The sequence below is a fragment of the Streptomyces sp. NBC_00663 genome (assembly GCF_036226885.1).
GTDB lineage: Bacteria > Actinomycetota > Actinomycetes > Streptomycetales > Streptomycetaceae > Streptomyces.
Genome location: NZ_CP109027.1, coordinates 9,082,179 through 9,094,081 on the forward strand (window position 1 = coordinate 9,082,179; position 11,903 = coordinate 9,094,081).

Consider the following 11,903-nt stretch of genomic DNA (forward strand, 5'->3'; position numbering starts at 1 on the left):
CGGCCGTCCTCAGGGCCGCCCTGACGGCGCCGAGAACCCGCGGTCCCACGGGCAGGAACCGCACCGGACCGGACCGGAAGGAAGCCTCATGCGGCCCTATCCGCCCATCGCGGACCACGGAGTGATCGGCGACCTCCAGACCGCGGCACTCGTCTCCTCGGACGGTGTGATCGACTGGTTCTGCGCACCGAGATTCGACTCGCCGAGCCTCTTCGCGGCCCTCCTCGACCCCGACCGCGGCGGTCACTTCGCGATCACCGTGGACGGCGCGGACGTGACGACACGCCAGTTGTACCTGGCCGACACCGCGGTGCTCATCACCCGCTTCCTCACCCCCGACGGAGTCGGCGAGGTGGTCGACTTCATGCCCGTGGACCGCCCGGAAACGGCGACGGACCGCCACCGGCTGGTCAGGGCGATGCGGGTGACCCGTGGCCGGGTCCGCTTCTCCCTCGCCTGCCGTCCGCGCTTCGACTACGGCCGCGCATCCCACCTCCTCACCCTGCGGGACGGCGCGGCGCACTTTGCCGGTCCCGGCATCGACGCACATCTGCGGACGGCGGGACCGGTAGCGCTGGAGCGGGACGGCGACGACGTACGAGCCGTGGTGGAGCTGGCGCAGGGACAGCGGGCGGCCGTGGTACTCACGGTGTGCGCGGCGGGCGGCGAGCCGCCCCCGCCGCCGACGGTCGACGGGATCCTCGCCGAGTTCGAGGCGACCCGGGCCTTCTGGTACCGCTGGATCCGCCGCAGCCGCTACCGGGGCCGCTGGCAGGAGACCGTCCACAGATCCGCGATCACGCTCAAGCTGCTCACCTACGCCCCGACCGGCGCCCCCGTCGCCGCCCTCACGGCGGGCCTGCCCGAGCAGGTCGGCGGCGAACGCAACTGGGACTACCGCTACACCTGGATCCGGGACGCCTCCCTGTCCCTGCGCGCCCTCTTCGGCCTCGGCTTCGCCGAGGAGGCCCACGCCTTCCGGCACTGGCTCGGCGGGCGCCTGCGCGAGGGCCGAACCGTCACCGGCGAGCCGCTCCAGATCATGTACCGCGTCGACGGCGACCCCCACCTGACCGAGGAGACCCTCGACCATCTGGCGGGCTACCGCGGCTCCGCGCCCGTCCGTATCGGCAACGGAGCCGCCGACCAGCTCCAACTCGACATCTACGGCGAGGCGGTGCACGCCCTCGCCCGCACCGACGACCTCGCGCACTTCATGGGCTACGACGGGTGGAGGGGACTGGCCGGCGTGCTCGACTGGCTGGCGGAGAACTGGGACCGCCCGGACGAGGGCATCTGGGAGACCCGCGGCGGCCGCCAGGACTTCACCTACAGCCGTCTGATGTGCTGGGCCGCCTTCGACCGGGGCATCCGCGTCGCCACCGAACTCGCCCGGCCCGCCGACCTCACCGCCTGGACCACCGCCCGCGACACCATCCTCCGGCAGATCATGGAGCGCGGCTGGAACGAGGGCCGCAAGGCATTCGTCCAGCACTACGACACCGACGTCCTGGACGCCTCCCTGCTCCTCATGCCGACGGTCGGCTTCCTCACCCCACGCGATCCGCGCTGGCTGTCCACCCTCGACGCCATGGACGCCGAACTGGTCTCCGACAGCCTGGTCTACCGCTACGACCCCGCCGCCTCCCCGGACGGCCTGCGTGGCAGCGAGGGCACCTTCTCCCTGTGCAGCTTCCTCTACGTCGACGCCCTCGCCCACGCCGGCCGCCACGACCAGGCCCGCTATGCCTTCGACAAGATGCTGACCTACGCCAACCACGTGGGCCTGTTCGCCGAGGAGATCGGCCCCACGGGTGAACAACTGGGCAACTTCCCCCAGGCGTTCACCCATCTCGCCCTGATCACGGCGGCACTCGCCCTGGACGAGGAGTCCGACCGGGCGCAGCGCTGACGCCGGTTGTCGTCAGTGGTCCGCCCGCCACAACCAGCGCAGGGCATCGGGGAGCAGGACTCCGCCGTGGTTGGGGCTGTGGCCGCCGTCGCCCAGGACGAGGCGGAAGTCGTATCCCGCCTCCGCGAGTGCGGCGGCCACGCGCAGGTTGGCGGCGAGCCAGTTCCCCTCGGGCTCGTTCCAGCGCAGGTCGCGGTGGCCCGCCTGGAGGAAGATGCGCAGCGGTCTGCGCGGAACGCCGGGGATCAGTTCGGGGTAGGGGTTGCCGCCCGGCATCTGCGGGAAGCTGGACAGGTAGCCGATGACACGGCGGAACCGGTCCGGGCGCAGCCAGGCCGCGGTGAAGGCGCAGTTGCCGCCGCTGCTGCCGCCGCAGATGCCCCACCGGTCGGGGTCCTCGGCGATGGTGTAGCGCCGCGTCACCTCCGGGATGATCTCGTCCAGGAGGAAACCGGCGTACCGGTCGTCGAACGCGTCGTACTCGGTGTTGCGGTTCTTCGGACGTTCGGCGTCGGGGAAGACGCCGGGGTCGACGAACACGCCGATGGTGACCGGGATGTCGCCGCTGTGGACGAGGTTGTCCAGGACGATCCCACCGCGGACCTCTCCTGCGGGGTCCAGGTACCACCATCCGTCCTGGAACACCATCAGCGACGCGGGCTGCGCGGGGTCGTACCGGGCGGGCACATGCACCCAGAACTTCCGGGACGTGCCCGGGTAGACCGTGCTGTCGTGCCAGTCGAACGCGATCGTCTCGCCGGCCGGCACGCCTGGCTGGACCACCGAGTCGGGACCGTGGACGTAGCGGACGTCCGACTGATCGACCGGCAGCGACTGGTAGGGCACCTGGAACGTCACGCGGGCCAACCTAGGAGGGATCACCGGCCCGTCTCAAAGGATTTACCGCTCACTCCCGCCAGCCGCTGGTCAGTGTGGTGCGCTCGCGCCACAGCCGTACCCCCGGGCCGTCCGGCTCCTCGCGTGCGCAGAAGCGGCGCAGCGCCTCGCACCGGTCCAGCATCGCGCGCCTGCGGACCGGCCAGGGCGGCACCTGGGCGGCGTAGGCCCGGAAGAACGCCGGGAGGTGGTGGCGGTGGTGCGGATGGTGCATCCGTACGATCCACTCGCACCACGCCAGATCCTCGACCGGATCGCCGACGTGGGCGAACTCCCAGTCGACCACCGCGGTGACGGCGAAGGTACCGGGATCGAGCAGCACGTTCTGCGGACCGAAGTCACCGTGCACCAGCACCCCGCCCGCCGCCGCCTCGCCGCCGTCACCCGCCAGGACGTCCGGCGGAGTCGCGTGGATGCGGCGCAGCATCTCGCCGCAGCCCGCCAGCACGGCCGCCGGCTGCTCCTCCAGGAGTTCCTGGCCGGGTACGCCCGCCATGAGGCCGAGCGTCAGGGTCCGCGCGTCGGCCGCCCGCACAGGCGGCACGGGCAACCGGCCCTGAAGCCGTTCCAGGAGCAGGCGTTCGCCCCGTAACCGCAGGTCGGCGCCCGGGCCTTCGTAGGTCTTCGCCACGACGGTGCCATCGGTGGCGGTGCGGTTGGTGTAGCCGTGCTTGAGCGGGCGCATCCACTGATCATCCGACGTCTGCGGTCCGTCAGGCACCCCGGCGATGAGTTTCGGCCGGTCCGGGAGTCTCCTGTGGTGACTGACCGACCCAGGGCGGCGCCCGACGCCGCCCGACACCCTCCCGGAGGACCCGCCATGACGACCGCACCGGACGACCCGACCACCGCGCTGCCCGGCCGCCCGCCCGTCGTCGACATGGCGACCTGGCAGAAGGCCCGCGACGAACTCCTGGTCCGCGAGAAGGCCCACACCCGGCAGGGCGACGCCCTCGCCGCGGACCGCCGTCGGCTGCCGATGGTGGAGTTCGACGGAACCGTCGAGGTCGTGGGACCGCGGGGGCCGGTGCCGTTCCTCGACCTGTTCGAGGGGCGCGACGAACTCGTCGTGTACAAGCACATGTGGTACGACGGAGCGCCGCACCAGGGCCAGTGCGAGGGATGTACGACGACGGCCTGGCATCTGCGGGACGCCGTCTACCTCAACGCCCGCGGTGTGTCGTTCGCCGTGCTGACCACGGGGCCTTGGGAGGAGGTGGCCTCCTATGTGGAGTTCATGGGCTACACCCAGCCCTGGTACTCGGTGCGCGACCTGGCCGCCCCGGTCGGCGACGACATGGGCCACCTCACCTGCTTCCTGCGCGACGGCGACCGCGTCTTCCTCACGTACTCCACGACGGGCCGCGGCAACGAGCGGGTCAACGGCTCCCTCGCCCTGCTCGACATGACGCCCTACGGCCGCGGCGAGCGGTGGGAGGACAAGCCCGAGGGATGGCCGGCCGGGGACAACGCGTGCTGGTCCTGGCGTTCGGACGCGGACGGGAACCCCACCTGGGGCCCGACCAGCCGGCCCGTGCCCCAGTGGACCCGCCCCGGCGCGACCCCGGTGGAGACCCTCGGCCGCCAGGGCCACTGCCACTGACGGGCGCCGCCGACAGCATCGGCGAGGCGGTCAGGCTCCTGATGCCCCGCCGTGCTGTCGGCGCACCATCTCGTTGATCCAGACAGGTGCGAAGGGCGAGGTGCAGCCCGGGGGAGTCGGATAGTCCTTCAGTACTTCCAGATGCTCCCCGATGGCGATCGCACGGGCCCGATGCGCGGGATGGTCGATCCCGATCCGGGCCAGACAGTGGTTCATCGCCCACTGCTGACGCTCCGGGGCGCCCTTCATCTCCGCCTCGATGACGTCGAGCAGCCCCGCCAGGTCGAGCCCCTCGGGCTTCTTCGCCACCCGTTCCGTGGTCAGCGCCCAGCCGGCACTCGCCACCACCGGGTCCGGATCGGCGGTCCAGGCCAGACGCAGCTCCTCGGCGTGCCGGTTCTTCTTCACGACGTAGTTGACGAGCCAGTCGTGCACCTTGGGTGCGCCGGCCTCGCGCAGCATGGCGTCCAGCTCCTCGCGTCCGAACGCCTTGGGGCGGCAGACGAGGAGCGCCAGCAGCCGCGCCGCGCTGTCGCTCGTCTCCCAGAGGCGTTCGGCGAGATCCTGCTGTGTCTTGAGCCGCTTCGCGAGGGCCCGCAGCTTGCCGAGGTTCACACCGTGGTCGTCCCCGTGCCGCTCGTTCACCGCGCGCGCCTTCGGGTCCTCGAGCCGGGCCAGCTCGGCCAGCACCTCTTCGAGCGTGGTCTCGGCCACCGCGGCCTCCCGTCCGTCCCAGGCGAAATTCAGCCACGCCAGCCTACGGGGGAGGGCCGCCCGTCACCTCGTCCGGCCGTCGCCGGCACCCCGGTTCAGACGCCGCCGCGCTCGCGCGGGATCTTCAGGCCCGCCTCGATCGCCACCGGCAGGCGGTTCTCGGCGGGCGGCAGCGGGCAGGTGGCGAGGTCCGTGTAGGCGCAGGGAAGGTTGGCGGCCCGGTTGAAGTCCAGGACCACCGTGCCGTCGGCGGCGGGCGGCCCCACGGTCAGGGTGCGGTTGGCGGCGTAGGTGGTGACCCCGGACGTGGCGTCGGTGAACAGCACCGACAGGGTGCCCTCGGCATGCCCGGGGAACGCGGTCAGGGACAGCTCACGCCCCTCCAGCTCGAACGCGATCCGGCCCGGGGCGTCGTACACGTGCTCAAGGCCCTCCACCGCGGCTCCCACGGTCGTCGGACGCGGCACGTCGAAGGGGAGGTAGCGCCCCCGCACGACCCAGCGCGGGTCGGGGGCGTAGGCCGGGGTGCCGGTGAAGGCCGTGCGCAGTTCGGCGTCCGGGTGCCGGGGGCGGACGATGTCGTTGCCGCCGCGCTTGGCGACCTCGATGACGGCGTCGCCCCACACCGCGTCGACGCCGCCGCGCTCGGGCAGCACGCCGAAGCGGTGCTCGCCGTGCACCGGGGTGCCGTCGACGACCAGTTCCTCGCCCTCGCCGAGGGTGACGACGACACCTTCGGGGCCGGTGTGCCAGGCGCCGGGTGCGTCGGGGAAGCGCTGGGGCCGGTCATTGAGCCAGTGCAGTCCGGTGATGGCCAGGAACCCGTGCGGGGCGGCGAGCCGGGCCTCCTGGGCGCGGTACCACTCCAGCCAGCTCTCGGTGAAGGCCTGGAGGTCGGTGGCGGTCGCCTCGATGGTCATGAGTTCTCCTCGGGGTGCGGGGCGGGTGTGCGGTCGGGGCGTTCGGTCAGCTCGCCTGGCGCCGGTCGGGGGCGGACCGGTGGGTGAGGGGCTCGCGCAGGCCGAGGTGGCCGCGCAGGGTGGTGCCGGTGTACTCGGTGCGGTAGACCCCGCGATCCTGTAGTTCCGGTACGAGCAGGTCGACGATGTCGTCGAGGCCGTCGGGGACGAGGTACGGCGTGATGTTGAAGCCGTCGATCGCGCCGTGCCGTACGAAGTGGGCGAACTTGTCGGCCAGCGCGGACGGCGTGCCGACGTGCCCGCGCTGCGGCCCGAGAGCGATCACGGTCTCGCGCAGCGACCAGCCGTGCGCCTGAGCCTTCGCCCGCCACTCGGCCACGACCGCCCGCGGGTCGGCGATGCGCCGTGCGCCGAAGGAACCGTCGTTCTCGGCGACGACCGGGTCCTCGGCGGGCAGCGGACCGTCGGCGTCACGGTCGGACAGGTCGATGCCCCACAGCAGTGAGGCGATCCCCAACGCCGTGGCGGGGGTGACCTGTTGGAGCCGGATCCAGCGCTTCTTCTCCTCGGCCTCCTCTTCGGTCGAGCCGATGATGATCTCGGTGCCGGGCAGGATCCGCAGATCGTCGTCGGGCCGTCCGACGGCACGCAGCCGGGTGCGGATGTCCTGGGCGAAGGCCAGCGCGTCGTCGAAGTCGTTGCCGTGCGCGGAGAAGATGACGTCGGCGTTGCGGGCGGCGAAGTCACGTCCCTCGCCGGAGTCCCCGGCCTGGAAGATCACCGGGTGCCCCTGGGAGCTGCGCGGCAGGGGCGGGGCGAGTTCGACGTCGAACTGCGGGCCGCGGTGGCGGACTTGGCGTACGGCACCGGGCGCCGACCAGGCGGGCGCGCCCTGTGTTCCGGCGACGGCTCCGTCGGCCCAGCCGTCCCAGAGGGCGCGGGCCACGGTCAGGAACTCCTCGGCACGCCGGTATCGGTCGGCGTGGTCGAGGTAGCCGCCGCGGCGGAAGTTGGCGCCGGTCCAGGCGTTGTCGGTGGTCACCACGTTCCAGCCGGCGCGGCCTTCGGAGAGCAGGTCGAGACCGGAGAGGCGACGGGCGAGGTCGGCGGGTTCGTTGAAGGTGGAGTTGGAGGTGGAGACCAGCCCGATGCGGCGGGTCACGGCGGCCAGCGCGGCGAGTTGGGTGAGGGCGTCGGGGCGTCCGGCGACGTCGAGGTCGTGGATCTTTCCGTCGACCTCGCGCAGCCGCAGCCCCTCGCCGAGGAAGAAGGCGTCGAACAGGCCGCGTTCGGCGGTTTGGGCGACCTTGCGGAAGGAGGCGGGGTCGATCTGGGAGCCGCTGTCGGGGGCCGACCAGATGGTCCAGTGGTTGACGCCCTGGAAGAACACCCCGAGGTGGAGCTGGGCGTGCGGCCGGGGGACGTCGAGGGGGTCGGTGCGGGTCATCGGGCGTCCTCCTGGACCGGCTGGACCGGCTGGACCGGCTGGGCCGATGCGGCGAAGCGGGTGGCGGGGCGCTTCAGCCCCAGCGTCGAGCGCAGGGACGTTCCCGGCAGCGGGCGGGCGACGAGGCGCTGCTCGGAGAGGGCGGGCAGCACGAGACGGGAGAGGACGGGCAGATCCTCGTCCAGGACCAGTGGATGCAGCCGTACGCCGTCCACGTGGCGGCTCAACTCACCGAGCAGGGCGACCAGTTGCCCGGCCGAGCCGATGTGTCGCAGCCGTCCCCGGTCGAGCCACGGGGCATGCGCCTCCAGGTCGGCGACACGTGCGGCGGCGGTGGCGTCCGCGGTGTCGAGCGCCACCTCCACCTCGGCGAAGACGCGGGGCGTACCGGCGTCGGCGGCAGCGGCGGACACCGCCGTCAGGTCACGGCCGGCGACGAGAGCGACGTCGAGCTGCGTGGCGGGCACCCGGTCCGGCCGTCCCAGGACGACGAGCTGCCCCTGCGGCGGGCGCGGCACGATCGCGGGGCCCTTGACGGCGTACGTCTCCCCGGTGAAGTCGATGGAGTGGAGCCGGTCGCGGTCGAGGTAGCGGCTGGTGGCCACGGACCGGATGACCGCGTCGTCCTCCCACGAGTCCCACAGCGCCCGGGCCACGTCCACCCCGTCCCGGGACTCCCGGGCCCGTGCGTCGGCACCGTCGACGAGCGGGCGTCCCCAGGCGCGTGCCGCCTCGGGCTGCTCCTCCTCGGTCACCACCCACCCGGCGCGGCCCGCGGAGAGGTGGTCCAGGGACGCCAACTGGCTGGAGACATGGAAGGGTTCGGCATAGGTGAGCGGCACGACGGGCGCGATCCCGATACTGCTCGTGGACGCGGCGACGAAGGCCGCCCGCTCCACCGCGCCGATCCGGCCCACCGGGTTCGGCGCGGCCCCGGGTGGCAGTACACCGTCGTCGAGGGTGATCAGGGTGAACCCGGCGTTCTCCGCGACGGCGGCGACCTGGGCCACGCGCCGCGGGGTGAGCAACTGGTCGGGCGAGTGGGCGGCGCGGCGCCAGGCCGCGGGATGGGCGCCGTCGCCGTCGAGCTCGACGGCGAGGTGCAGGGCAGGGCCGGACAAGGGGCGTTCCTTCCGAGAACACGTGGAGACGCGCAGCCGCACAGCGCGAAGCGCGGGGCACGGAGTACGGGGCCACGACGAGACAGCCGGCGAGGCGGGCCGGCAGGGGTCAGACGTGTACGGAAGGACAGACCGCGGAGGAGGTGCGGCAGTAGTCGACATGCCGCCGGGTGATCAGCCACGCACCCGTGCACGCACCCTGCGGTGCCGCGCCAGGAACGTACATCGAGGGCCTCCACCCGTCAGGAATTCGCGAGTTCAACGTACGTCGCGTGCCCCAGCGGGTGTCAAGGGCGTCTCGGTGCGGCCCTGTTCACCGCCACCTGGGCGGAATGTTCGCGATCTGGCCGAGCAGGTCCCAGTCCGCCGGCTTGCGGGCAGGGTTGTGCCACCGGGCGCCGTGGCCGACCCACAGGCCGCGGAGTTCGCGGACCTGCATGAGGGTGTCGTCGCCGATGCCCGACTCGTTGTAGCAGCAGTCGCAGATGACGTACCGAGGCAGGCCGTGCCGGTCGAACAGCTCCTCGCCGTCGTCCAGCCCGCAGATCCGGCACGCGGTCTCGACCGAGTTCTCCATGGCCAGGAGACTACCGGCGCCCCGGGAGGCGCCGGCGTCCGTGTCAGCCCGAGACGGCTGCCGGACCTCGCGGAGTGTCGCCCCGCAAGGTGATCCGGTGCATCACCCGGCGCTGGTCCCCGTAGTCGCGATTGGCGTAGTGGGCCGTGCTGCGGTTGTCCCACAGCGCGACGTCACCGGCCCGCCAGCGATGCCGTACGACGTGCTCCGGCTTGGTGAGGTGGGCGTACAGGATGTCGAGCAGACCGCGGCTCTCGTGCTCCGAGACGCCCACGAGGTGGGAGGTGAACCCGGGGTTCACGAACAGGCCCTTGCGACCGCTCTCGGGGTGCACCCGCACCACCGGATGCTCCACCGGCGTCAGCGCGGTGAACACCTCGCCCTCCCACAGATTGCCCTGCCCCTGTCTGCGCTGGGCCAGGTAGTAGCCGAACTCGCGGCTGCCGTCGTGGACGGCGGTCAGCGTGTCGATGTGGGCCCGCAGCCCCGGCGACAGGGACTCGTAGGCGAGCTGACTGTCCGCCCAGTTGGTGTCGCCGCCGGTCGGCGGCAGCACCACGGCCCGCAGCACGGAGATCGCCGGGGGCCGCCGCACGAACGTCACGTCCGTGTGCCACACGTCGGCGAACCCGTTGTCCTGGCTGTCCAGCGCGTACACCTCGGGAGCCACGTCACCGGAGTCGTGCACGGGATGCCCGACGGTGACCTCGCCCAGCCGGCGGCCGAACTCGATCTGCGCGGCGTCGTCCAGCCCCTGCTGGTCGCGCACGAACAGCACCTTGTACGTCACCAGCGCCTCGCGCAGGGCGAGGATCTGGTCGTCGTCGAGGCGGGCGAGGTCGAGGCCGTGGAGCTCGGCACCGAAGCTCGGGCCGAGCGGGGTGAGGGGCAACTGCCCGGTCACGGACGGTCGTTCGCTGAGCATGCTCACGGGGCAACTTCCTTCACTGGATGGTGAGTACGAGGTTCAGGCCGCCGCCGCGGCCTTGACGGCGTGGGACACCCGCGCGCGCAGCTCTTCGGCGTCGACGTCACCGCGCGGCAAGGTGATCGGCAGGTCCAGGGCCACGCTCCCGGGGGCTCTTGGTCAGCACTCCTGGAGGCGCTCACGCGTCAGCGCGGCGAACGGTTCGTCCAGCAGGAGCAGGGGAGCGGGAGCTGATGTGAAGTCAGGAGCTGTGTCCTGGACGGAGGTTGTGGACACGGGCGCCTCCAGCGGGCGCCGGGGCGTCGACAACCCTCACGCGGGACGGGTCACCGCGGGCAAGGGCAAGTCAGGGAGCCGGGATCAAGGACAACAGGAGCCCGCGCGTCGGCACAGGTCGATGACCAGGCGTCGCACCAGGAGCTCGGAGATCATGGGCACAGTTGTACCGCAGCAATCCCGTCCCTCCAACAGGCGTCCCACCCTCTGGAACGGAGGGTGCCGCATAGGATCGCCGGCATGGCGCTGCGACCTGTGATGGTGAACGTGAAGGCCCTCGACGCCGCGGAGGTCGGCCGGTTCTGGGCCCAGGCGCTCGACTGGAGCGCGTACGGCGCCGGAGAGACCACCTATGTCGGGCCCGCCGGGGGTCTCGTCTGGCCGGACCCGGTCGTCCTCGGTATCGACGTCGTCCCCGTCCCGGAACCCAAGTCGGCGTCGAAGAACCGTGTGCACCTCGATCTCGCCACCACCTCGGCCGCTCATCAGGACGAGCTCATCGCGCGTCTGAAGACGCTCGGCGCGACGCCCGCCGACGTGGGCCAGGGCGACGTGCCGTGGACGGTCCTCGCCGATCCGGAGGGCAACGAGTTCTGTGTGCTGGAGCCCCGGGAGATCTACCGGGACACCGGGCCGGTCGCCGCTGTCGTGGTCGACTGCGCGGATCCGCGGGCCATGGCCCGGTTCTGGGGCGAGGCGACGGACTGGACCGTGCACGAGGTGGCCGACGACCACGCCTCGTTGCGCTCCGCCAAGGGCACGGGCCCCTATCTGGAGTTCCTCCGCACACCCGACCCCAAGACCGTGCCGGACCGCCTCCATCTCGACCTGCTGCCGTACCCCGGCGACGACAAGGCCGCGGAGGTGGCCCGGCTGCGCACGCTCGGCGCCGCCGACCTCGACGTCGGCCAGGGCGACGTGCCGTGGACATGCCTGACCGACCCGGAGGGCCATGAGTTCTGCGTCCTCGCCCACTAGGGCCGGTCCGCGTGATCCGCCGGGCAGGCCTCGGAGCGCGGTCACTCCGTCGCAGGGCCGTCCGCACGCACGAACCCGTGGCTCCGCTCCACCTTCGCCACATGCAGCGTGTAGTTCTCGTACCACTCGGCCCGTCCGTGTTGCTGCGCCGCGCGGTGCTCGGCGTGGGTGCGCCACTGGGCGAGGGCGTCGGGGTCACGGAAGTACCCGACGGTGATGCCCAGTCCGCCGGGAGTCTGCGCGTGGTCCATGCCCAGGAAGCCGGGGATGTTCCGCACCAGGTCCTCCATGCGGGCGTTGGTCTCGCCGAAGCCGCTCTGGTCCTGGGTCCGCACCGCGCTGAAGACCGCCAGGTAGTAAGGGGGTTCATGGGCCGCCACGGGCGTGACAGGCGCTTCCGGGTGATCGCTCATCACGCCACCGTAGGTCCGGACGCGCCGCCCGCTCACCCGCCCGGATGGATTCCTGCGGCCGGTGAGGGCAACCCCGCTTGTGGTGGCCGCCGGTTCGGTGGTGGGCGGCGGAAGGCT

12 protein-coding genes are annotated in these 11,903 nt (G+C 72.1%); 3 read left to right on the forward strand and 9 right to left on the reverse strand.

The genetic code is table 11. From position 1 onward, the window contains the following. Positions 1–88 precede the first annotated feature (88 nt). Positions 89–1,912 carry a glycoside hydrolase family 15 protein gene (locus tag OG866_RS41330; RefSeq protein ID WP_329342838.1) on the forward strand — a complete coding sequence of 608 codons (1,824 nt, stop codon included), beginning with the start codon at positions 89–91 and terminating at the stop codon, positions 1,910–1,912. Positions 1,913–1,924: 12 nt separating this feature from the next. Here OG866_RS41330 and OG866_RS41335 read toward each other — a convergent pair whose 3' ends face one another. Together OG866_RS41335 and OG866_RS41340 are read right to left on the reverse strand one after the other, a co-directional pair. Continuing rightward, on the reverse strand, positions 1,925–2,770 hold the full coding sequence (locus OG866_RS41335) for an alpha/beta hydrolase (RefSeq protein ID WP_329342839.1): 846 nt from the start codon (positions 2,768–2,770) through the stop codon (positions 1,925–1,927). A gap of 49 nt (positions 2,771–2,819) precedes the next feature. After that, entirely contained in the window at positions 2,820–3,494 is a 675-nt protein-coding gene (locus tag OG866_RS41340) for a phosphotransferase family protein (protein WP_329342841.1), read from the reverse strand. A 135-nt stretch (positions 3,495–3,629) separates the two neighbouring features. Here OG866_RS41340 and OG866_RS41345 point away from each other — a divergent pair, with 135 nt between their 5' ends. Next, positions 3,630–4,412, forward strand: coding sequence for a DUF899 domain-containing protein (locus OG866_RS41345; RefSeq protein WP_329342843.1), 783 nt, complete (start codon positions 3,630–3,632; stop codon positions 4,410–4,412). A gap of 30 nt (positions 4,413–4,442) precedes the next feature. On the opposite strand, the gene OG866_RS41350 is transcribed toward OG866_RS41345, so the two are convergent. The 6 genes from OG866_RS41350 to OG866_RS41375 form a co-directional block, all read right to left on the reverse strand. Continuing rightward, entirely contained in the window at positions 4,443–5,126 is a 684-nt protein-coding gene (locus OG866_RS41350; RefSeq protein ID WP_329342845.1) for a DNA alkylation repair protein, read from the reverse strand. A gap of 95 nt (positions 5,127–5,221) precedes the next feature. After that, positions 5,222–6,046: a DUF1684 domain-containing protein gene (locus OG866_RS41355; RefSeq protein ID WP_329342846.1), complete on the reverse strand. Its 825-nt coding sequence runs from the start codon at positions 6,044–6,046 to the stop codon at positions 5,222–5,224. A 46-nt stretch (positions 6,047–6,092) separates the two neighbouring features. Then, complete coding sequence (locus tag OG866_RS41360) at positions 6,093–7,493, reverse strand: NtaA/DmoA family FMN-dependent monooxygenase (protein WP_329342848.1); 1,401 nt, start codon at positions 7,491–7,493, stop codon at positions 6,093–6,095. Continuing rightward, a complete protein-coding gene (locus tag OG866_RS41365; protein WP_329342850.1) occupies positions 7,490–8,614 on the reverse strand; it encodes an LLM class flavin-dependent oxidoreductase in 1,125 nt (374 codons plus the stop codon). The genes OG866_RS41360 and OG866_RS41365 overlap by 4 nt, the downstream gene beginning before the upstream one ends. A gap of 313 nt (positions 8,615–8,927) precedes the next feature. Continuing rightward, positions 8,928–9,191, reverse strand: a complete 264-nt coding sequence (locus tag OG866_RS41370) for a hypothetical protein (protein ID WP_329342852.1) — start codon at positions 9,189–9,191, stop codon at positions 8,928–8,930. 43 nt (positions 9,192–9,234) lie between these two features. Continuing rightward, complete coding sequence (locus tag OG866_RS41375) at positions 9,235–10,122, reverse strand: TauD/TfdA dioxygenase family protein (RefSeq protein ID WP_329342854.1); 888 nt, start codon at positions 10,120–10,122, stop codon at positions 9,235–9,237. 513 nt (positions 10,123–10,635) lie between these two features. Between OG866_RS41375 and OG866_RS41385 the strand changes: the two genes are divergently transcribed. After that, positions 10,636–11,373 carry a VOC family protein gene (locus OG866_RS41385; RefSeq protein WP_329342856.1) on the forward strand — a complete coding sequence of 246 codons (738 nt, stop codon included), beginning with the start codon at positions 10,636–10,638 and terminating at the stop codon, positions 11,371–11,373. 41 nt (positions 11,374–11,414) lie between these two features. Here OG866_RS41385 and OG866_RS41390 read toward each other — a convergent pair whose 3' ends face one another. Next, entirely contained in the window at positions 11,415–11,786 is a 372-nt protein-coding gene (locus OG866_RS41390; RefSeq protein WP_329342858.1) for an antibiotic biosynthesis monooxygenase family protein, read from the reverse strand. Between the last annotated feature and the right edge of the window lie 117 nt (positions 11,787–11,903).

What these genes read in the sequence shown, in the direction of transcription:
- OG866_RS41330 (WP_329342838.1), top strand. Translation starts at nt 89, where the DNA reads ATGCGGCCCTATCCGCCCATCGCGGACCACGGAGTGATCGGCGACCTC.
- OG866_RS41340 (WP_329342841.1), bottom strand. Translation starts at nt 3,494, where the DNA reads ATGCGCCCGCTCAAGCACGGCTACACCAACCGCACCGCCACCGATGGC.
- OG866_RS41345 (WP_329342843.1), top strand. Translation starts at nt 3,630, where the DNA reads ATGACGACCGCACCGGACGACCCGACCACCGCGCTGCCCGGCCGCCCG.
- OG866_RS41355 (WP_329342846.1), bottom strand. Translation starts at nt 6,046, where the DNA reads ATGACCATCGAGGCGACCGCCACCGACCTCCAGGCCTTCACCGAGAGC.
- OG866_RS41360 (WP_329342848.1), bottom strand. Translation starts at nt 7,493, where the DNA reads ATGACCCGCACCGACCCCCTCGACGTCCCCCGGCCGCACGCCCAGCTC.
- OG866_RS41370 (WP_329342852.1), bottom strand. Translation starts at nt 9,191, where the DNA reads ATGGAGAACTCGGTCGAGACCGCGTGCCGGATCTGCGGGCTGGACGAC.
- OG866_RS41385 (WP_329342856.1), top strand. Translation starts at nt 10,636, where the DNA reads ATGGCGCTGCGACCTGTGATGGTGAACGTGAAGGCCCTCGACGCCGCG.
- OG866_RS41390 (WP_329342858.1), bottom strand. Translation starts at nt 11,786, where the DNA reads ATGAGCGATCACCCGGAAGCGCCTGTCACGCCCGTGGCGGCCCATGAA.